We start from the raw sequence: 20,843 nt of genomic DNA on the forward strand, positions 1-20,843 counted from the left end.
CCTCTCGCGTTGCGGCTCGTCAGCCCTTCGAGCCCTGCGCCGCGACGGCGGCGGCACCGGCGGCGGCGGCCTCGGGGTCGAGGTACTCACCGGGGCCGAGCGGCGCGAGGTCGTCGTCGAGACGGTAGACCAGCGGGATGCCGGTGGGGATGTTCAGCTCGGCGATGTCGGCGTCGCTGATGCCCTCGAGGTGCTTGACGAGGCCGCGCAGGGAGTTGCCGTGCGCGGTGACGAGGACCGTCTTGCCGGCCTGCAGGTCGGGGACGATGTCGCTGTGCCAGTACGGGAGCATGCGGTCGATGACGATCTTCAGCGACTCGGTGTCGGGCACCTCGCCGTCGATGCCGACGTAGCGCGGGTCGCCGACCTGGCTGTACTCGTCATCGGCGGGCAGCGGCGGCGGCGGCACGTCGAACGAACGGCGCCAGAGCATGAACTGCTCGTTGCCGAACTCTTCGAGCGTCTGGGCCTTGTCCTTGCCCTGCAGAGCGCCGTAGTGGCGCTCGTTGAGGCGCCACGTGCGCTTGACCGGGATCCACAGACGGTCGGCCGCGTCGAGGGCGATGTTGGCGGTCTGGATCGCACGGCTGAGCACCGAGGTGTGCAGCACGTCGGGCAGGACGCCGGACTCCTTCAGGAGTTCGCCGCCGCGCTGGGCCTCGGCCTTCCCCTGGTCGGTGAGCCGGACGTCGACCCAGCCGGTGAACTGATTGGTCTTGTTCCACTCGCTCTGCCCGTGGCGGAGGAGGATCAGCGTGTGAGGCATGACTCCATGCTAGCGACGCCGTGCGGTCGTCCCCGAGCGTGCGCCTGGCATCATGTCGGAGTGAGTCCCTCCCCCGTCGGCCGCCCGACACGCGGCACGACCGGGGTCAATCGGCTGCGGCGGGTCGACCGCTGGATCGCGCGGCATCCCGTGCTCCGCCGCGCCGACGACCCCCTCGTCGTCGACCTCGGGTTCGGCGCCAGCGCGGTCACCCCGCTCGAGCTGCACGCGCGGCTCACGCGTGTGCGCCCGGATGCCACGGTGCGGGGCCTCGAGATCGATCCCGAGCGCGTCGCGCGGGCGCGCGCCCAGGCTGCGGGGGTTACGGGCATCGACTTCGCGGTCGGCGGATTCGAGGTGCCGATGCCGCACGGTCGGCGTCCGGCCATCATCCGGGCCATGAACGTACTGCGGCAGTACGACGAGGCCGACGTCGCCGCGGCCTGGGAGCGGATGTGCGGGCGGCTGGCTCCCGGCGGCATCCTCGTCGAAGGCACGTGCGACGAGATCGGGCGCGTCGTGACCTGGGTGGAGGTCGGCCCGGATGCCGCACCCCGAACGCTGACCGTGTCGCTCCGGCTCGCGGGTCTGGAGGATCCCGCGATCCTGGCCGAGCGCCTCCCGAAGGCGCTCATCCACCGCAACGTTCCCGGCGAAGGCGTGCACGAGTTCGTCGCCGCGCTGCAGCGGGAGTGGGTTCGGGCGGCGGCGGTCGCGCCGTTCGGCGCCGTCCACCGGTGGCGCACCTCCGTCGAGGCGCTGGCGGCCGCGGGATGGCCGGTGCGGGGACGCTCGCGCTGGCGACTCGGCGAGGTCGGGGTCGACTGGAGCGCCGTCGCGCCGCCCTGAGGCTCTCAGACCCGCGGCAGCAGCGCCTGGGCCTCGGCGGACGGCATCCCCGTCGCCACGAGCAGGTCGACGGTGAGCGGCCGCATCGCCGAGATGAGGTTGAGTTCGCCGATGTTGCCGTCGGGCAGGATCGCGGCCGGATCCAGACGCGCGGCCAGCGCGGCGAGCGCGGCACGGGCGGCCGGTTCCATCGCCACGTCGTCGAGGGCGTCACGAACGAGCCCCGCGCCGCGTTCGATCTCGCCGAGGAGGTCGGCCGACACCGCGCGGGGCTGCCCGTCGGCACACAGATACGCCGCGCGACGGGCGACGACGCGCAGGTTGCGGGTGGCGAGATCCATCGCGGCACGGACGCGGGCGTGCCGGTCGAGCTCGGTGCGCTGGCGCCGGAGGAACGGCGAGATGCGCGCCACCTCCTGCCCCGACTCGAGCGAGCCGCTCCAGGCGTCCACGTAGGTCTGGAGAGCGCGGGCCCGCTCCAGACCGCGGTCGGCGCGGGCGCGGTCTCCGCGACGGAGGGCGCGCACGATCGTGGCGGTGGCCACGTCGAACGCGTCGAACAGCTCGTCGGCGTCGCGCAGCTCGGTGCGGCGGAGCGTGCGCGGGATGAGCGCCGTGACCAGCAGCGCCGCCGCTCCCCCGACCGCACCGTCGAGGAGCCGCACGAAAGGGACGCCCGTGACGAGCACGAGTGCGATGAGCGACTGGACCACCGCGGCGAGGGCGAAACCGGGCTGCGGTGACAGGAATCGCGCCACCAGGAGCGTGATCAGCATCGCCAGTCCGATCTGCCACCAGCCGGCACCGGCGATCAGCAGCACCAGCTCGGCGAGCAGGATGCCGACGAGCATGCCCGCGACGGTCTCGGCGACCCGCCACGGACGCGCGTCGCGCACCAGGCCGAGGCTGGACACGGTGACGGTCGCCGCCAGCAACGGAACGGGGTGTCCGAGGACCGCGTGCGCGAACGCGTACGCGGCGGTGGCGGCCACCACGATCTGCACGATCGCGGGAAGGGACTCGCGGACGCGGCCCAGGCGACGCCGCAGGGTCGTGCGCAGGCGCGACCGTGGCACGACGACCCCGATGGTCGTCGAGGAATCCTCGTCGGTCATTCCGCGGAGCGGCGACGGCCCAGGCGCGGGAGGCGCGGGACGCCGGCCGTGGCGCCCGCGTCGGCGGGCACGACCGTCTCCGCAGAGGCGGCGATCGGGCCGTCGGCGGTATCGACGACGTAGGGCACGTCGGCCGCCGCGGTGCGCTTGACCAGCGCGAGGGCGATGGGCCCGTCCTCGTAGTGCAGGGCGACCGAGGTCACGGCGCCGACGGCGTCGTCCCCGATGCGCACGACGTCGCCGCGCGCCGGGAGCACGCTGTCGCTGCCGTCGAGCTGCAGGGCGACGACGCGGCGCGGCGGGTGCCCGAGATTGTGCACCTTCGCCACGGTCTCCTGACCGCGGTAGCAGCCCTTCGACAAATGCACAGCGGTGCGCAGCCAGTCCATCTCGTGCGGGAGCAACCGCTCGTCGGCGTCGACCGACACGCGCGGACGCCACGCGGCGACCCGCAGCGCGTCGACGGCGTCCCGACCGGCGAGAGCGACCTCGCCCGCCACCGCGGCGGCGACGACGCGGTCGAACTCCGCGGCATCCACCACGGCCTCGGCCCAATCGCGCTCCGCACCGGGGTGGTCCTCGACGCGGGCGTACGCCCAGCCGCCCGGCGACACGTCCGGCCAGGGATCGACCCACACGACGGGGGATCCGGCCGGGGCGACGGCGGCGAGCGCGCTCACGGCCGCGCGCGTCCCCCCGATCACCGACAGTTGGTCGGAGCGGTCGCGCACCTCCACCCGCAGGCGGAAGCGCATCCGGCCGAGCCACGCCGCCAGGGGCTCGGCGTCAGCGGCATCCACGAGGAGCCACGCGGTCTCACCGTCGTCGACGACCGCGGCGGCGTGCTCGACGCGGCCCTGCGGGTCGAGGATGAGCGTCTCGGTCGAGACGCCCGGGGGCAAGTGCGTGAGCGCCTGCGACGACAGGGAGTCGAGCCAGCTCAACCGGTCGGGACCGGAGACCGACAGCACGCGGCGATCGCCCAGGGGCGCGAGGGCGGAGCCGGATGCCAGGCGTCGCTGCTCCGCGAGAGGGGCACCGACATGACGCAGTCCGGCATCGTCGACGACGGCCCCGGGCACCTCGGAAAGGGGCGCCATCACTCCGCCCGAGCCAAGCGTGCCGAGGCGTGCGACGCGCGTTCGCGTCCGAACGCCGCGATGTCCCACGCCCACAGCAGGTGGTCGTCGACCAGTCCGTACAGCCGTGTCGCGGACGCGTACGGCTTCGCCCCCGCGGTGCGGACGACTGCGTCGGTCGCGAGGTCGATGCGGGGTCCGCGGACCTGACCGAGGTAGAGCTCGAGGATGCCGTCGGAGTGGGCCAGGCTCACCTCGAGGGGGAAGCCGCCCTCGGCGGTGCGGAGCGTCTCGACGTCGTCGGCGGTGCGGGCCGCGGCGGACGCGGTGGGCGGCAGGAGCGCCGGACCGGCGTCGGCGTCGGCGGCCGGGCGCGCAACGCGCCAGTATCCGGTCTCGGACACGAGGGGCCGACGGCTCTCGCCGTCGAGAAGCCACGCGTGACCGGTGTAATTCACGAAGTCGCCGCCGTCATGGCTGAAGCTCACGCGGTGCGCGAACTCGCCGGAGAACGTGCGGCCATCGGCCTCGTAGTCGATGACGCCGGTGCCCTCCCACACGCCGATCAGCCACGAGAGCGGGACGAGGTCGGCGGGGAGGTCGGTCGGGATCTCGATCACGACGGCGCTCGTCAGCGCTGGCCGCGGTAGAGGTTCCAGATGACCGTTCCGGAGACGAAGGCGATCGCCAGCGAAGCGAGGCCGAGAAGTCCCACGAAGAAGAGTTCGAGCGCGAGGAGGTCCATGGGCCAACTCTACCGGGGAACGATGGATGCCAGACCGAACCCGGCCGTGATCAGACCCAACACGATCAGGGCGCCCAGGACACTGGCCGCGACCCGCTGGATGAACGCCTGCGACCGCCCGCCCCAGAGCTGCACCGCGAACGCGGCGATGACGCACCCGCCGAGCGCGACGGTGATCCACTGCGCGCGCCATTCCGTCGGAACGAACAGTCCGATCGCGACGCCGGCCACGAGGGCCAGCACCCAGACCGCGACGATCCCGCCGAACGTGCGGCGCGGCGCGAGGTCGGGGGTCGACATGCCCTCCATCATGGCGCACCCCGGGCCATTCGTGCGCCCGGGCATGTCCGGGGCGCGTCGCACGCGAGGCCGTGACGGTGCGAACGCGCCGCTGACCCTAAGATGGGGCGGGTGCGGCAGGCCCGCACTGGGAGGTCCGTTTGGCTCAGCTTCTGGTACTCAGCTCCGCCCCCGGCGGCAGCGCCGTGCTGCCTGCGCTCGAGCTGTTGAGCCACCGCGTGCGGCAGATCCCCGCCGAACCGGCCCAGCTGGTCAACGCGCCGAGCGCCGATGTCGTCTTCATCGATGCGCGCGTCGACCTCGTCGGTGCCAAGTCCCTGTGCAAGATCCTCACGACCACGGGCATGGAAGCACCGCTCGTCCTGGTGGTGACCGAGGGCGGGCTGACCGCCGTCTCCACCGACTGGGGCGTCGACGACGTCGTGCTCGTGGGAGCAGGGCCGGCCGAGATCGACGCGCGCATCCGCTTGGCGATGGGCCGCCGCAGCGCGGAGCAGGTGTCCTCGCGCATCTCGACCTCCGGCATCACGATCGACGAGTCCTCGTATTCGGCGAAGGTGCACGGCAAGCCGCTCGACCTGACGTACAAGGAGTTCCAGCTCCTGCACTTCTTCGCCACGCACCCGTCGCGGGTGTTCACCCGCGAGCAGCTGCTGAGCGAAGTGTGGGGCTACGACTACTTCGGCGGCACCCGCACCGTCGACGTCCACGTCCGTCGCCTGCGCGCCAAGCTCGGCGACCTCGAGCAGCTGATCGGCACCGTGCGCAACGTCGGGTACCGCTTCAACGTCTACGAGGACGAGCAGCCGCCCGTCCCCGCACCGTCCGCCTGATCCCCGCCGCGCGGTTCCGTTCACGCGCGTGTCACCGACCCCTGCAATGATGAGGGAATGATCGAACACGACGTGCTCGACGCGGGCCTGGGCGACGCGGACGACGACGATTTCGACGAGGCCGTCGAGGCCGCGGACGAGCAGCTTCCCGACCATCGCTATCTCGATCGCGAGATCAGCTGGCTGTCGTTCAACCAGCGCGTGCTCGAACTGGCCGAGGACCCCACGGTTCCGGTGCTCGAACGCGCGAACTTCCTCGCGATCTTCGCCAGCAACCTCGACGAGTTCTTCATGGTGCGCGTCGCCGGCCTGAAGCGCCGCATCGTCACCGGCCTCGCCGTGCCGACGAACGTGGGCCGGGCTCCGCTGGACGTCCTCGCCGACATCTCGGCCGAGGCCCACCGTCTGCAGCTGCGGCACGCCGCGGCCTGGACCGACCAGGTGCGCCCGGCTCTCGCGGACGCGGGCATCGAGGTCGTGTCCTGGGATTCGCTCGACGAGGACTCCGCGTCGCGGCTCACCGAGTACTTCCAGCGCAACGTCTTCCCGGTGCTCATGCCGCTCGCGGTCGACCCGGCGCACCCGTTCCCGTACATCTCGGGCCTCTCGCTGAACCTCGCGATCCGCATCCGCAACGCCCGGACCGGTCGCCAGGAGTTCGCCCGCCTCAAGGTGCCGCCGATGCTGCCGCGCTTCGTCGAGGTGCCCAGCAACGGCCGCGGAGTGCGGTACCTGCCGCTCGAGGAGCTCATCTCCAATCACCTCGGCGATCTCTTCCCCGGGATGGAGGTGCTCGACCACCACGCGTTCCGCCTCACCCGCAACGAAGACATGACGATCGAAGAGGATGAGACCGAGAACCTCATCCAGGCGCTCGAGGCCGAGCTGCTGCGACGCCGATTCGGTCCGCCGATCCGACTCGAGATCACCGACGACATGGACGATCTCACGCGCGATCTCCTGCTCAGCGAACTCGACATCACCGATCAAGAGGTCTACCGCCTCCCCGGTGCGCTCGATCTGCGCGGCCTGTTCGATCTCTCGCGCATCGACCGCCCCGATCTGCACTACCCGCCGCACGTGCCCAAGACGGCCCTGCCGTTCCAGCCGCCCGAGCAGAACGGTCGCGCCGACGTCTTCGGCGCGATCCGCAAGGGCGACGTTCTCGTGCACCACCCCTACGAGTCGTTCGCGACGAGTGTCCAGGCCTTCCTCGAGCAGGCCGCGAAGGACCCGAACGTCCTCGCCATCAAGCAGACGCTGTACCGCACCTCGGGTGACAGCCCCATCGTGCAGGCGCTCATCGACGCCGCCGAAGCGGGCAAGCAGGTGCTCGCACTGGTCGAGGTGAAGGCGCGCTTCGACGAGGCGAACAACATCGTCTGGGCGCGCAAGCTCGAGAAGGCCGGCGTCCACGTCGTCTACGGTCTCGTCGGGTTGAAGACCCACTGCAAGCTCGCTCTCGTCATCCGCGAAGAAGAGGGCCGTCTGCGGCACTACAGCCACGTCGGCACGGGCAACTACAACCCGAAGACGAGCCGCATCTACGAGGACTTCGGCCTGTTCACCGTCGACGACCAGGTCGGCCGCGATCTGACGCGCCTGTTCAACGAGCTGAGCGGTTACGCGATCGAGAAGAAGTTCAAGCGTCTGCTCGTCGCCCCGTTGCACCTGCGCAAGGGTCTCCTCCGCCACATCGAGAAGGAGCGCCAGAACGCACTCGCGGGCAAGCCATCCGGCGTGCGGATCAAGGTCAACTCCATGGTCGACGAGCAGATCATCGACGCGCTGTACCGGGCGAGCCAGGCCGGTGTCCCCGTCGAGGCGTGGGTGCGCGGCATCTGCTCGATCAAGCCGGGTGTCGAGGGCATGAGCGAGAACATCCGGGTGCGTTCGATCCTCGGCCGCTACCTGGAGCACTCCCGCATCTTCGCGTTCGCGAACGACGGCGACCCGCAGCTGTTCATCGGGAGCGCCGACATGATGCACCGCAACCTCGACCGTCGCGTCGAGGCACTGGTGCGCGTGGTGGACCCGAAGCAGATCCAGGAGCTCTCCGACCTGTTCGATCTGGCGATGGACGACGCGACGAGCTCGTGGCATCTTCGCCCCGAAGGAGAGTGGATCCGGCACAGCGTGGGGGCCGACGGCACGCCGCTGATCGACCTGCAGGAGCACACGATGGCGCGGATCCAGCGCAAGCGGCGCTCGCGGGCGGTCCGGTGACCGAAACCGCCGTCTACGCCGCGGGCGGAGTGGTCTGGCGCCTGGTCGAGGGCAAGTTCCGTGTCCTGCTGATCCATCGCACCAAGTACCGCGACGTGACGCTGCCCAAGGGCAAGGTCGATCCCGGCGAGACGCTCGCCGAGACCGCCGTGCGTGAGATCCGCGAAGAGACCGGCATCCGTGTCTCGCTCGGGGTGCCCGTCGGCGTCTCGCGCTACCGGATGCCGAGTTCGCGGACGAAGATCGTGCACTACTGGGCGGCCGAGGCCACCGACGCCGCGGTGCGCACCTCGACGTTCGTGCCGAACAAAGAGATCGCGGCGATCGAGTGGGTGGGCCTGAAGAAGGCGCGCAAGCACCTCAGCTACCCCGTCGACATCGAGATCCTCGACGAATTCGTCCGCCTCGTCGATGAGCAGGCGCTCCCGACGTTCCCGATCGTCGCCCTGCGGCATGCCAAGGCGCGGCCGCGAGAGGAGTGGGATGCCGAGGATTCCGCGCGCCCGCTCAGCCCGCGCGGCCGCCGTCAGTCGAATGCGATCGTCGGGCCGCTCTTGGCCTTCGGAGTGCGGCGGATCGTGTCCAGCCCCGCCGAACGTTGTGTGCGCACCGTCACTCCCCTTTCGGCGGCGCTCGCTCAACGCATCCAGGTGACCGAGGCGATCAGTCAGGACGCGTGGGAGAACGGGCGCAGCGACGCCCGGACGATCGTCGGCGAGCGCGTACGCGCCCGCAAGCCGGTGGTGCTGGTCAGCCACGGTCCGGTCCTGCCCGACATCATGCACGAGCTCGCCTTGGCCACCGGGACCATGCGGGGCTCGTATCTGGGCAGTTCGTCGGCTCTCGAGCCGGCGGCGTTCTCGGTGGCGCACGTTCCGGTCGCCCACCCGGGGTCGGGGATCGTCGCGATCGAGACGCACGAGCCGCACGTGTGACCCTCCCCGCGGAGGTCGAGGTCCGGTGGCGTCGCGTGCCCGAGGGCACCGCCCGCCGCGCCGTCTCCCGCGCCCTGCTGGCCGAGCTGCTCCCGGGGGCGTCGTTCGCCGCGCGGTGCGCCCGCTGCGGGGGCGACCACGGCCGGCTCCGGGTGTCGGGGGCGGATGCCGCGGTCTCGGTGTCCTACGCCGAAGGATGGGCGCTCGTGGTGGCGGCCTCCGGGGCGTCGCGCGTGGGCCTGGATGCCGTGCCGGTCGCGGTGACGGGTCTGGAACGGGTGCTCCCCGGCGCTGACGCGCGGTCGTGGGCGCGTGTCGAGGCGGTGCTCAAGGCCGACGGGCGGGGGCTCACCGTCGACCCCGCACGCGTCCGTTTCGCAGCGGACCCGGCCGGGGCGGACTGGAGCGCCCGCGTCGGCGACGGTCCCGCGCTGACGGGGTGGGACGTCCCCGGACCGCCCGGGATCGTCGTCGCCGTGGCGCTGCCCACGCGAGGCTGACACACCCTGGGTGATTCGCGCGCGCTCCGCGGCGCGGCATCCGGAGGACGCAGGCTCCGAATGTCAGGGCAGCGGCGGCAGCTCGGTGCGGTCGAGCCAGCGCGACAGCACCTCGACGGCATCCGGTCCCCCCGCCGTCCGCACCGCGGCGCGGAAGTCGTCGGTGCTCACGAGGGCGTGGCGGTGCTCGGCGGTCCAGCGTCGCAGCAGGTCGAAGAACGCCGCATCACCCAGCGTCTTCCGCAGTGCGTGCAGCGCGAGAGCGCCGCGCTTGTAGACGCGGTCGTCGAACATGTCGTCGGGGCCCGGATCGACCAGCAGCAGGTCGCGCGGCTTCGCCGCGAGGCGGGCGTAGTGGGTGCGGACGCACGCGTCCGCTGTGGGCCCCCCGGAAGCCTCGGACCACAGCCACTCCGCGTAGCAGGCGAACCCCTCGTTGAGCCAGATGTCGCTCCAGCGCCCGATGCCGACGCTGTTGCCGAACCACTGATGCGCCAGTTCATGCGCGATCAGCCGCTGCGCGGCGGGCACGAGGTGGTTCATGCCGAACACCGCGAGCCCCTGGGCCTCGAGGGGGATCTCGAGCTCGTCGGCCGTGACCACGAGGGAACACGCCTCCTGCGGATAGGGGCCGAACAGTCCGTCGAACACCCGCAGCATTTCGGGCACGGTCGAGAACGCCCGGTCCGAGGCCGTTGCGAGGGCCGCCGGAGCCGTGACGCTCACGGCGGGCACCACGCCGACTCCCGTTCCGGCCAGCGGCCGCGTCCGGTAGCGGCCCACGTGCACCGCGGCGAGGTAGGTCGCGGTCGGCACGCTCGAGGTGAAGGTCGTGGTGACGCGCCCCCCGGTGCGGGTGGAGACACCCGTCACACCCGTGGCGGCGACCGCGTATCCCTCGTCGACGGTGATCTTCATCGTCATCCGGGCGCGATCGTCGGGGCGGTCGTTGCACGGGAACCACGTCGGCGCGCCGATCGGTTGTCCGGCGACGAGGGCACCGTCGGCGAGCTCCTCCCAGCCGACCGCGCCCCAGCGCGAGCGCCGCGGGGCGGGTGCCCCGGCGTACACGACCTCGACGGTGAAGGGCTCCCCCGCGGCGAGGGATGCCGCCGGCGTCACCCGCACCTTCCCCGCCGCCGCCGTGAAGCGCGCGGGCGCACCGTTCACGCGCACCCGCGATGCCCGGAGACCCACGAGGTCGAGGGCGATGACCGAGAGTCCCTCCACCGCGACGGCCGCGAGGAGGGCCGTCCCCTCGAGCCGGTTGGTGCGGACGCGGTAGCCCAGAGTGAGGTCGTACGACTCGACGCGGTACCCGGCGTCGCCGCTGTGCGGAGCGTACGGATCGACCGCGCTCACGTGGTCGACTGGTAGGCGCGCACCTTCACCGCGCGCCAGGGGCCGATGGGGTTGCCGCTCCACCGCGAACCCACGGGGACGGTTTCTCCGCGCATCACGAGGGACGCCGGTCCGACCGTGGCGTGCGCCCCCAGGGTCGAGGCCGGCAGCACCACGCTGTGCGGCCCGAGGGTCGCACCGGGTTCGAGCTCGACGGTGTCCATACTCATGATTCGATCATGGAAGAGGTGGGTCTGGACGACGCACCCGCGGTTGACCGTCGATGCATCGCCCAGAGTCACCAGATCCGGCTCGGGCAGCCAGTAGCTGTCGCACCACACCCCGCGTCCGATCCGTGCGCCGAGGGACCGCAGCCAGACCGCCAGCGCCGGCGTCCCGGCCGCCGCCCGGGCGAACCAGGGCGCGGCGACCATCTCGGTGAACGTGTCCGACACCTCGGTGCGCCACACGAAGCTCGACCACAGCGGCTGCTCCCCCGCACGGATGACACCGACGATCGCCCACTTCGCGATCGTCGACACGCCCGCCGCGACCGCTCCCGCGGCCAGGAGCACCACGCCCGAGAGCAGGAGCGTCCAGACCGGTCCGACGGTCTCCCACAGGGCAGCGAGCGCGAAGAGCACCCCGAGCCCGATTCCGCACGTCACCACGACCGGCACGAACCGGCACAGCTCCCACAGGGTGCGCGCCAGGCGCAGCGCGGGCGTCGGGCGATACGTGCGCGACGCGTCGCCCTCGGCCGAGAGCCGTCGCAGGCGGACCGCGGGCGAACCGAGCCACGAGGATCCGGGCTTGGCCTTGAGCGGCGCCGCCGACAGCACGGCGACCAGGCCGCCGCGGGGAACCCGGTGGCCGGGGGCGGCCATCCCGGAGTTGCCGAGGAACGCGCGCTTGCCGATCCGCACGGGACCGACGCGCAGCCACCCCGCCCGCAGCTCGTACGACGCCACCATCGTGTCGTCGGCGAGGAACGCCCCGTCCTCGATGCGCGTCATCGTCGGAAGGAGCAGGACCGTGGATGCCTCGACGTCATGGCCCACGCGCGCGCCCAGCAGCCGCAACCAGACGGGGGTGAACAGGCTCGAGTACAGCGGGAACAGGATCGTGCGCGCCGAGTCCAGCAGGCGCTCGATCGTCCAGGCCTGCCACGCGACGCGGCTGCGGACGGGGAACGTCCCTTCGACCAGGCCGATCGAGAACAGGCGCACGAGCAGCAGCACGGAGGCCGCGAACACGAGGCCGGTCGCGGCGACCCCGGGCACGAGCCACGCGAACGCCGCTCCGGCAGCCGCCGCGAGCGAGTCCGCTCCGCGCATCCCCTGCGCGATGACGAGACCGCCGACGGCGAAGGACGACAGCGGGAGGAGCGCGAGCAGGACGGCCGACGCGGCGAAGGCCCACAGCCATCGGGTGGGTGCCGCCGGGCGACCGGTCGGCCAGCCCTTCGCGGTGCCGCCGACGCGGACCGCGGGCGATCCGGCCCAGGCCTGGTCCGCCTTGACGCGACCGAACACCGCCGAACCGGGGGCGATCTCGGCACGACGACCGATGCGGGTGCCGGGCGCGAGTGTCGAGCGCGCACCCACGGTGGCTTCGGCGCCGATGCGCACTTCGCCGATGCGGACGAGGTCGCCGTCGATCCAGTAGCCGGTGAGGTCGACTTCGGGTTCGATCGAGGCGCCGTCTCCCACGACGAGCATGCCCGTCACGGGCGGCAGGGCGTGGAGATCGACGTTGCGGCCGATGCGGGCACCGAGCGCCCGGGCGTAGTACGACACCCACGGGGCTCCGGCGAGGCCGACGGCATCCACCTGGGCGGCGATCTGCTCGGCGAGCCACAGGCGCACGTGCACCCAGCCGCCGCGGGGGTAGTCGCCCGGGCGGAGCCCCGCGAGCAGCACCCGCGCCGACACCACCGCGATCGCCATGCGGCCGAAGGGGGTGGCGAACAGCAGCAGACCGACCACCAGAACCGGCCACGGGACGCGAGGCAGCACCTCGAAGCCCGGCACGAGCTGCAGCAGCGTCGAGGCGGTGAGCAGGTACAGCAGCCACCGCACCCCCGAGAGGATGAACAGCGGCACACCGAGGAGGGTCTGCACCCACTGCGTCGCCCGGGGCGTCGGCGCCGGACGGTGGAAGGCCGCCGGAGCGTCGTCGCTCAGCTGCGGTCCCAGCGCCTTGGTCATCGCGCCCAGGCGCGGGACGTCATAGATGTCGGCGACCGAGAATTCCGGCACGCGCGCGCGGATCCGCGAGACCAACTGCGCGGCGGCGAGCGACCCTCCGCCGAGGTCGAAGAAGTCGGCCTTGCGGTCGGTGACCGCCAGCCCGAGCACCGCCTGCCACTGCGCGGCGAGCCACGCCTCGTCGTCCGAGAAATCGGTGGATGCCGGAGCGTCGATGCCGGGAAGCGGCCACGGCAGCGCGGCACGGTCGACCTTGCCCGATGTCCGCACCGGCAGCTCGTCGACGACGCCGAGCAGGGGGATCGTCGCGGCCGGGAGACGCTCGACCAGCAGCGCACGGGCGGCCGCGCGGTCGAGCTCGGCCCCCTCCTCCATCACGAGGTAGCCCACGAGGACGGGCACTCCGGCCTCGGTCGTGCGCACCGCGACGGTCGCGGCAGAGACCCGGGGAAGATCCTGCAGCGCGGACTCCACCTCGCCCAGCTCGATCCGGCGTCCGCCGACCTTGACCTGGTCGTCCGCACGCCCCTGGAACACGAGGCCGGCGCTCTCGAAACGCACGAGGTCGCCGGAGCGATACGCGCGCTCCCAGCCGAGTGTCGGCATGGGCGCGTATTTCTCGGCATCCTTGGCCGGATCCAGGTAGCGGGCCAGGCCCACTCCCCCGATGATGAGCTCGCCCACCTCACCCTCGGCCACGGGCTGCCCCTCGGGGTCCACGACCGCGAGAGCCCAGCCGTCCAGCGGCAGGCCGATACGCACGGGGAGCGACCCGTCCAGCGGGGCGGCACAGGCGACGACGGTGGCCTCGGTGGGCCCGTACGTGTTCCACACCTCGCGTCCGTCGGCGACGAGTCGCGCGGCGAGCTCGGGCGGGCACGCCTCGCCGCCGAAGATCAGCAGGCGCACGTTCTCGATCGAATCGGCCGGCCACATCGCCGCGAGGGTCGGGACGGTCGAGACCACCGTGATCCCCTGCCGCAGCAGCCACGGCGCGAGATCCTCGCCGGAGCGCACGAGCGAGCGGGGCGCGGGCACGAGGCAGGCTCCGTGCCCCCACGCGAGCCACATCTCCTCGCAAGACGCGTCGAAGGCGACCGACAGCCCCGCGAGCACGCGGTCGCCGGGACCGAGCGGTTCGGGCTGCAGGAAGAGTCGCGCCTCCGCCTCGACGAAGGCCGCCGCGGACCGGTGGCTCACCGCGACGCCCTTGGGCACCCCGGTCGATCCGGAGGTGAAGATGATCCAGGCGTCGTCGTCGACGGTCGGGGGCGCCACGATCGGCACGGCGCTCGTGCTCGGGTGCGGAGCTTCCCCGTCATAGAGGCGGACGAGATCGTCGTCCTCTCCGACGTACTCACCGTTGCCCGCGATGATGCCTCTGACCCCGGCCTCGCCGAACACGAGGCGGGCGCGCTCGTCGGGGTCGTCGGCATCCACCGGGACGTACGCGGCGCCCGCGGCCATGACGGCGAGGATCGAGACGTACAGCTCCTTCGATCCCGACGGCATCCGCACCCCGACGCGATCGCCACGGCGCACTCCCGCCCCGTGCAGCGCAGCGGCGGTCCGCCACACGCGCGCGAGCAGCTCGCGGTAGCTGAGCGCACCCGAGCCGTCGTCGATCGCGGAGGCCTCCGGATGCCGCGAAGCGACGTCGGAGAGGATGTCGATGAGCGTACGCGGAGGCGCGGCGGCGCCCGTGCGGTCGAGCAGCTCCTGGCCGGAGAATGCGGGGGTCGTCACGGAGGTGAAGCGTATACCGGCCAGGAAAACACCCCGGACGGGCCATCCTGGTTCACCTTCCGTTCACCCGTGCAACGCACTCTGGTAAGAGTCGGTGTTTAACGTGCGGGAGAACCCTGCACCGGGTTCGTGTCCCCGACATGCGAAGGATTCACACAGTGAAGCTCTCCCGACTCGCCCAGCTGGGCACCGTGGCCGCCGTGGCCTCTCTTGCTCTGGCCGGCTGCGCCTCCTCCAGTGGCGGCACCACGGAGTCCTCCCCGTCCGCCACCTCCTCGGACGTGGCGTTCACGATCGACCCCAACCTCTCCGGCACGATCACCGCCGGTGGTTCCAGCGCCCAGTCCAACGCGCAGGCCGCGTGGACCACCGCCTACAACGCCACCGCCAAGGGCGTGACGATCAACTACGACAAGTCGCAGGGCTCCGGCGGCGGTGTCACCAACTTCCTCAGCGGCGCGTACGACTTCGCCGGTTCGGACTCGCCGCTCAACGCGGACCAGACCACGCAGTCGCAGGCCCTCTGCACCGACGGTGGCGTCAACATCCCCGTCTACCTCGACGGTGTCGCGATCATCTTCAACATCCCCGGCGTGACCGAGCTCAAGCTCAGCGGCGAGACCATCGCGAAGATCTTCGCGCTGCAGATCACCGACTGGTCCGACCCGGCCATCACCGCCGACAACGGCACTGCGCTCACCGCCGGCCCCATCACCACCGTCGCTCGTTCGGACGGTTCGGGCACGACGCAGAACTTCACCAACTACCTCGCCGCGACCCAGTCGTCGGTCTGGACCGCTCCCGCGGGCAAGGACTGGCCGATCGAGGGCAACGTGTCGAAGCAGAAGGGTGGCTCGGGCGTCGTCGAGGCCGTCAAGGCCGGCACCGGCACCATCGGCTACGCCGACCACTCGGCCATCGGTGATCTCAACGCCGCCGCCATCATCCAGGACGGCACCGCGATCCCCTACAGCCCCGAGGCCGTCACCGCGACCTTCGCGGCCGCGGCCGTGGACGCCTCCAACGGCGTGACCGGCGACCTGTCGAAGAAGTTCGACTACAGCAAGCTGACCGCCGAGACCTACCCCATCCCGCTGGTCTCGTACGCCATCACCTGCACCGAGTTCAAGGACACCAAGCAGGCTGAGCTCGTGAAGTCGTACCTCGGCTTCGTCACCAGCACGCTCGGCCAGTCGGTCGCGGCGAAGAACGCCGGTTCGGCTCCGCTGCCGGACTCGGTCCTCGCCGACGCCGCGAAGACCCTCGAGGCGATCAAGTAAACATCTCTCGGATCCGAACCGGTCCGCACACACGTGCGGGCCGGTTCGGGCTGATCAGAAGCGTCGACGTCCGCGTCGACGCTTCCGCTGAGCCCGATCATCCTCAGAGAGAAACCCGACCCGAGGAGCACACCATGACCACTGCCGAGCACGAGGTCAGCCGTGGCTGACACCGTCTCTGCGCCGCCCGCGGCGGCCCGCTCGACCATCGTCGGCAAGCGCCGCGCAGGAGACACGGCGTTCCTGGGCCTGTCCATGACGGCCGCCGTCTCGATCATGATCATCCTGGCGGGCGTCGCGATCTTCCTGATCATCAAGGGCCTGCCCGCCATCACGGGTAACTGGACCGAGGGCGACCTCGCCGGCTACCAGAACGGCTCGTGGACGAACTTCGGGGAGTACGTCGGACCGCTCCTGTGGGGAAGCATCTGGGCCGCTCTGATCGCCATGGTGCTCGGTACGCCGGTCGCCATCGGCATCGCCCTCTTCATCTCGCACTACGCCCCGCGCCGCATCGCCGGCGCGCTCGGCTATGTCGTCGATCTGCTCGCGGCGGTCCCCTCGATCGTGTTCGGCCTGTGGGGCATCATCGTGATGCGCCCCCTGCTGATCCCGCTGGGCGAGTTCCTCAACACCTACTTCGGATGGATCCCGCTGTTCCAGGGCCCCGTGTCCAGCACCGGCTCGACGATGCTGACCGGTGGCGTGGTGCTCGCGGTCATGATCCTCCCGATCGTCACCTCGATCACGCGTGAGATCTTCCTGCAGACCCCGCGACTGCACGAAGAGGCCGCTCTGGCGCTCGGCGCGACGCGGTGGGAGATGATCCGCCTGTCGGTCTTCCCCTACGCCCGCAGCGGCATGGTCTCAGCCACGCTCCTGGGCCTCGGTCGCGCCCTCGGCGAGACGATGGCCATCGCGTTGATCATCTCGCCGAGCTTGATCTACTCGGTGCTCGTCCTCACCGACGGATACAACTCGCAGACGATCGCCGCCAACATCGCGCTGAACTTCCCCATCGCCACCGACCTGCAGCGCTCCGCGCTCATCGGGACGGGCCTGATGCTGTTCGTCGTGTCCCTCGCGGTGAACATCCTCGCCCGCTACATCATCAGCGCGACCGGCCCGGGGGCAAAGGGTCGCCGGAAGGGGAAGCGCTCGTGACCACCACCAACGCCCCGCAGGCGCCGTCGGCCTCCGCACCGCTCGCCCTGACCAGCGGACGCCTTCCCGCCTACATCGAGCCGGCGATCCTCGTCGGTGTCGCGGTGCTCATCGCCGGAGTGCAGCTGCTCCTGGGCGGCTTCCACCTTCCGAGCTGGCTGATCCTGACCGCCCTGCTGTACCTGATCGCGATCGGCGTCGGCTCCTCGATCGTCGAGAGCCGGCGCAAGGCGGTCGACCGCGTCGTGCGCGGGCTCGTCACGGCTGCCTTCCTCCTCGCGGTCGCGCCGCTCATCTCGACCCTGTGGACCGTCGTGTCCAAGGGCCTCGCGGTCGTCAACTGGAACTTCATCACCCAGACCGGCGGCAGCGCGTTCGACCCCGAGACGCTCGAGGTCGTCGCGACCCCCGGTGCCCTCCAGGCGATCGTGGGCACGCTCATCATCACCGGTATCGCCGCCCTCATCTCGGTGCCGATCGGTGTTCTGGCCGCGGTCTACCTCGTCGAGTATGCCCTGCCGACGAACCCGCTGCGGCGCACGATCACGTTCCTCGTCGACGTCATGACGGGTATCCCCTCGATCGTCGCGGGTCTGTTCGCGTTCTCGTTCTTCGCGCTGATCGTCGGACCGAAGGCGTTCAGCGGGTTCTCGGCATCCATCGCCCTGTGCGTGCTGATGATCCCGATCGTCATCCGCTCCACGGAAGAGATGCTGCGCCTGGTCCCCGCCGACCTGCGCGAGGCGTCGCTCGCCCTCGGGGTGCCCCGCTCGGCGACGATCGTGAAGGTCGTGCTGCGCACGGCCGCGAGCGGCATCATCACCGGCGTGGTGCTGGCCGTGGCCCGCGTGGTCGGCGAGACCGCGCCGATCTTCATCGCCGCCAGCTTCACCGACAACTTCAACTCCAACCCGTTCGACGGCCCGATGCAGACCCTCCCCGTCATGGCGTACACCGCGTACAGCTTCCCGGGACAGGACATCGACGCTTCTCAGGCCCAGGCCTGGGGCGCGGCGTTCCTGCTGGTCGTCCTCGTCGTCATCTTCAACCTGATCGCCCGCATCGTGGCCTCGGTGTTCGCACCGAAGTCCCGCTGATCCCAGGAAGGCATCCGTGTCCAAGCGCATCGAGGTCGAAGACCTCAACGTCTACTACAGCGACTTCCTCGCGGTCGAAGGCGTCTCCATCGACATCCAGCCCCGCACCGTCACGGCCTTCATCGGTCCGTCGGGGTGCGGCAAGTCCACGTTCCTGCGCACGCTGAACCGCATGCACGAGGTCATCCCCGGCGGTCACGTCAAGGGCCGCGTGCTGGTCGACGGTGACGACCTGTACGGTCCCGGGGTCGACCCGGTGCTCGTGCGCCGCCACGTCGGCATGGTGTTCCAGCGCCCGAACCCGTTCCCCACGATGTCGATCCGTGAGAACGTGCTCGCCGGGGCGAAGCTGAACAACAAGCGCCTCTCCAAGAGCGACGGCGACGCGCTCGTCGAGAAGTCCCTGCAGGGCGCGAACCTGTGGAACGAGGTCAAGGACCGTCTCGACAAGCCGGGTGGCGGCCTCTCCGGTGGTCAGCAGCAGCGTCTGTGCATCGCCCGCGCGATCGCGGTCTCGCCCGACGTCCTGCTGATGGACGAGCCGTGCTCGGCTCTCGACCCGATCTCGACGTTCGCCATCGAGGAGCTCATCAGCGAGCTGAAGAACCAGTACACGATCGTCATCGTCACGCACAACATGCAGCAGGCGTCGCGCGTGAGCGACAAGACGGCGTTCTTCAACATCGCCGGCACCGGCAAGCCGGGCAAGCTCATCGAGTACAACGACACCGCGACGATCTTCACCGCCCCCACCGTGCAGGCGACCGAGGACTACGTCTCGGGACGCTTCGGGTAAGCAGCGCTCCCCCGCGATGGCCCCGCTTCGGCGGGGCCATCGTCGTTTCCGGCGTCAGTCGCGCGGAGACAGCAAGTAGGCGTTGAGTTCGTCGGTGAGCGCGCGGTCGATCGCCTTCGCCACGCCGTCGACCGCCGCGATCGGCGCCGCGAGGCGCACGCTCGAGAGCAGCCAGGCGGCGTCCGCGCGCGCGAGGTCGGCCACGGCCACGGTCTCGTACGCGGTCGCGAAGCCGCGCTGCTCCAGATGGCCGAACAGGCTCAGCTGCGTGGTGCCGTGCAGGATGCCGGCGCTCGGTGCCGGGGTGACGAATCGGTCGCCGAAGCGCAGGACGACGGATGCCGTGGGCGCTTCGAGCACGAACCCGTCGGTCGTGACGAACACGGCGTCATCGGCGTCACGGCGCTTCGCTTCGCGGATCGCGGCCATGTTGACCGCGTACGACAGGGTCTTTGCCCCCAGCAGCAGCCAGGGAGCCCGATTCGGGACCTCGAGGGGGTATCCGCGGTCGAGGGTCACGACGCGCACGCCTTCGTTGCGGGCACGGGCGTTGTCGGGCGCCGTGGCCAGTGTCACCCACGCGGTGGGCGCGGCTCCGTCTTCGAGCCCGCGGCTCAGGATGAGCTTGATCACGCTCTCACCGGTGCCGGCCTCGGCGGAGACGCGGCGGATCGCGGCGCGCCACTGGTCGAGGTTCGGTTCCGGCAGGTCGCACAGTTGCGCGGAATGCGCAAGGCGCGAGAGATGGGGCTCGACCTCTTGCGCGTGCCCGTCGACGACGCCGATCGACTCGAAAACCCCGTCGCCGCGCTGGGCGCTGAGCTCACCGACGGGCAGGGCGGGAGCCGTCGGATCGATGACGGTGAAGGTGTCGGCGTGGTCGTCCCGCCGGACGTCGGATGCCACGGGATCGATCACGAGCGCGAAACGCCAAGCCATGCAACGACCCTATGCCCTGCCACCGACACGCCCGGGTTGCGCCAACCGGCCCGGCCGAGGGAATGCCTCGGCGCAGCCCTTGTTACACTTCCATAGCCGGGCCGCAGTAACCCCGGGCTCCATCTTCTGCCGCTGTGAGCGGCCTTGCGCCGAGAGGCGTTCTGCGGCCCGGCACTTTCTCTTTCCGGCGCGCATCGCCGACGTCCCGTCGTATCGTGCCGCTCCTCCGGTATCCCGGCCGCGCACGCACGCGGGGCTCAGGTCAGCGCGTCGCGCCGCCACAGCGCCGCCGCGGCCGACAAGTCGTCGGCATAGGTCGACAGGCGCAAGGCACGCGTGGTGAGGGCGCTGGCGCGTTCGGACTCGGTGTTCTCGTAGTCGTCGGCGAGATGCGTCGAGCCCGAGGCCTGGACCCTGCAGAACGCCGCCGCGCGGTCGAGGGCGACGGCGAAGTCTCCCTCGAACAGGCCGCGCAGGATCGTGTCGATCAGCTGCACGAGCTCCTCGGGTCCGGCGGGGGCGGGCGCTCCGACCACGACCGGGTCGACCGTGGCCATCTCCGCGCGCCCGCGCTCGAAGAGCAGCGCCGCGGTGGGCGCGTCGTCGTGGATCATCAACTGCAGCAGATACAGCCGCCAGAGCGCCCCCGGCAGCGAGCGCGCGGGAGACCGCGACCACAGTTCGGCGATGTCGTCGATGCCGTGATCGTCGGTGAACGCGACCAGTCTCTCGACCACGTCGACGGTCGGGTCGGCGCGCACACGAGACAACAGGGCCTGAGCCGTGCTGTGCGCGACACGCGACACTTCGGCCGGGTCCTCGGCGGCGAAGAGGCGGTCGAACAGCTCGGCGGGGCGCCGCACGGGCTTGTGGAACTCGCGAGGGGAATCGCTCATCGTTCCAGGCTAGAGCGTGAGCGATT

18 protein-coding genes are annotated in these 20,843 nt (G+C 71.0%); 9 read left to right on the forward strand and 9 right to left on the reverse strand.

The annotated features are described in order from the left end of the window. Positions 1 to 19 precede the first annotated feature (19 nt). Positions 20 to 766: a phosphoglyceromutase gene (locus FE256_RS02775; protein ID WP_138172706.1), complete on the reverse strand. Its 747-nt coding sequence runs from the start codon at positions 764 to 766 to the stop codon at positions 20 to 22. 60 nt (positions 767 to 826) lie between these two features. Here FE256_RS02775 and FE256_RS02780 point away from each other — a divergent pair, with 60 nt between their 5' ends. Continuing rightward, the gene (locus FE256_RS02780; RefSeq protein ID WP_138172707.1) at positions 827 to 1,615 is read left to right on the forward strand and encodes a class I SAM-dependent methyltransferase; all 789 of its coding nucleotides are present in this window, start codon (positions 827 to 829) and stop codon (positions 1,613 to 1,615) included. 5 nt (positions 1,616 to 1,620) lie between these two features. Here the strand turns inward: FE256_RS02780 and FE256_RS02785 are convergent, their stop codons facing one another. The 4 genes from FE256_RS02785 to FE256_RS02800 all read right to left on the reverse strand — a co-directional run bounded on the left by FE256_RS02785 (position 1,621) and on the right by FE256_RS02800 (position 4,854). Continuing rightward, entirely contained in the window at positions 1,621 to 2,730 is a 1,110-nt protein-coding gene (locus tag FE256_RS02785; protein WP_171024157.1) for an FUSC family protein, read from the reverse strand. Further along, positions 2,727 to 3,830 carry a CAF17-like 4Fe-4S cluster assembly/insertion protein YgfZ gene (gene ygfZ, locus FE256_RS02790; protein ID WP_138172708.1) on the reverse strand — a complete coding sequence of 368 codons (1,104 nt, stop codon included), beginning with the start codon at positions 3,828 to 3,830 and terminating at the stop codon, positions 2,727 to 2,729. Before ygfZ ends, FE256_RS02785 begins: the two co-directional genes overlap by 4 nt. After that, the gene (locus tag FE256_RS02795) at positions 3,830 to 4,429 is read right to left on the reverse strand and encodes a nitrobindin family protein (protein WP_138172709.1); all 600 of its coding nucleotides are present in this window, start codon (positions 4,427 to 4,429) and stop codon (positions 3,830 to 3,832) included. Before FE256_RS02795 ends, ygfZ begins: the two co-directional genes overlap by 1 nt. A gap of 134 nt (positions 4,430 to 4,563) precedes the next feature. Then, the gene (locus FE256_RS02800; protein WP_138172710.1) at positions 4,564 to 4,854 is read right to left on the reverse strand and encodes a hypothetical protein; all 291 of its coding nucleotides are present in this window, start codon (positions 4,852 to 4,854) and stop codon (positions 4,564 to 4,566) included. A 140-nt stretch (positions 4,855 to 4,994) separates the two neighbouring features. On the opposite strand from FE256_RS02800, the gene FE256_RS02805 reads away from it, so the two are divergent. From FE256_RS02805 to FE256_RS02820, 4 genes are read left to right on the forward strand one after another with little or no spacing between them, the layout of a single operon-like run. After that, the gene (locus tag FE256_RS02805; protein WP_138172711.1) at positions 4,995 to 5,687 is read left to right on the forward strand and encodes a response regulator transcription factor; all 693 of its coding nucleotides are present in this window, start codon (positions 4,995 to 4,997) and stop codon (positions 5,685 to 5,687) included. A gap of 57 nt (positions 5,688 to 5,744) precedes the next feature. After that, positions 5,745 to 7,913 carry an RNA degradosome polyphosphate kinase gene (locus FE256_RS02810; RefSeq protein ID WP_138172712.1) on the forward strand — a complete coding sequence of 723 codons (2,169 nt, stop codon included), beginning with the start codon at positions 5,745 to 5,747 and terminating at the stop codon, positions 7,911 to 7,913. Further along, on the forward strand, positions 7,910 to 8,848 hold the full coding sequence (locus FE256_RS02815; RefSeq protein WP_138172713.1) for an NUDIX hydrolase: 939 nt from the start codon (positions 7,910 to 7,912) through the stop codon (positions 8,846 to 8,848). Before FE256_RS02810 ends, FE256_RS02815 begins: the two co-directional genes overlap by 4 nt. Continuing rightward, on the forward strand, positions 8,845 to 9,348 hold the full coding sequence (locus FE256_RS02820) for a 4'-phosphopantetheinyl transferase family protein (RefSeq protein ID WP_138172714.1): 504 nt from the start codon (positions 8,845 to 8,847) through the stop codon (positions 9,346 to 9,348). The genes FE256_RS02815 and FE256_RS02820 overlap by 4 nt, the downstream gene beginning before the upstream one ends. 63 nt (positions 9,349 to 9,411) lie before the next feature. On the opposite strand, the gene FE256_RS02825 is transcribed toward FE256_RS02820, so the two are convergent. Both FE256_RS02825 and FE256_RS02830 read right to left on the reverse strand, forming a co-directional pair. Then, entirely contained in the window at positions 9,412 to 10,710 is a 1,299-nt protein-coding gene (locus FE256_RS02825) for a M1 family metallopeptidase (RefSeq protein WP_138172715.1), read from the reverse strand. Then, the gene (locus tag FE256_RS02830; protein WP_138172716.1) at positions 10,707 to 14,645 is read right to left on the reverse strand and encodes a Pls/PosA family non-ribosomal peptide synthetase; all 3,939 of its coding nucleotides are present in this window, start codon (positions 14,643 to 14,645) and stop codon (positions 10,707 to 10,709) included. Before FE256_RS02830 ends, FE256_RS02825 begins: the two co-directional genes overlap by 4 nt. Before the next feature lie 158 nt (positions 14,646 to 14,803). Between FE256_RS02830 and FE256_RS02835 the strand changes: the two genes are divergently transcribed. From FE256_RS02835 to pstB, 4 genes are all read left to right on the forward strand, one after another. Then, positions 14,804 to 15,925 carry a phosphate ABC transporter substrate-binding protein PstS gene (locus tag FE256_RS02835; protein ID WP_138172717.1) on the forward strand — a complete coding sequence of 374 codons (1,122 nt, stop codon included), beginning with the start codon at positions 14,804 to 14,806 and terminating at the stop codon, positions 15,923 to 15,925. Between the two features lie 162 nt (positions 15,926 to 16,087). Continuing rightward, on the forward strand, positions 16,088 to 17,089 hold the full coding sequence (gene pstC / locus FE256_RS02840) for a phosphate ABC transporter permease subunit PstC (RefSeq protein WP_138172718.1): 1,002 nt from the start codon (positions 16,088 to 16,090) through the stop codon (positions 17,087 to 17,089). Then, the gene (pstA, locus tag FE256_RS02845) at positions 17,086 to 18,186 is read left to right on the forward strand and encodes a phosphate ABC transporter permease PstA (RefSeq protein WP_138172719.1); all 1,101 of its coding nucleotides are present in this window, start codon (positions 17,086 to 17,088) and stop codon (positions 18,184 to 18,186) included. Before pstC ends, pstA begins: the two co-directional genes overlap by 4 nt. 16 nt (positions 18,187 to 18,202) lie before the next feature. Then, a complete protein-coding gene (gene pstB, locus FE256_RS02850) occupies positions 18,203 to 18,982 on the forward strand; it encodes a phosphate ABC transporter ATP-binding protein PstB (protein WP_138172720.1) in 780 nt (259 codons plus the stop codon). Between the two features lie 54 nt (positions 18,983 to 19,036). Here the strand turns inward: pstB and FE256_RS02855 are convergent, their stop codons facing one another. Both FE256_RS02855 and FE256_RS02860 read right to left on the reverse strand, forming a co-directional pair. Further along, positions 19,037 to 19,921, reverse strand: coding sequence for an aminodeoxychorismate lyase (locus FE256_RS02855; RefSeq protein ID WP_138172721.1), 885 nt, complete (start codon positions 19,919 to 19,921; stop codon positions 19,037 to 19,039). A gap of 257 nt (positions 19,922 to 20,178) precedes the next feature. Beyond that, on the reverse strand, positions 20,179 to 20,817 hold the full coding sequence (locus FE256_RS02860) for a DNA-directed RNA polymerase subunit beta (protein ID WP_138172722.1): 639 nt from the start codon (positions 20,815 to 20,817) through the stop codon (positions 20,179 to 20,181). Positions 20,818 to 20,843: the final 26 nt, after the last annotated feature.

The organism is Microbacterium sp. 5K110 (genome assembly GCF_005774735.1).
Classification (GTDB): Bacteria; Actinomycetota; Actinomycetes; order Actinomycetales; family Microbacteriaceae; genus Microbacterium.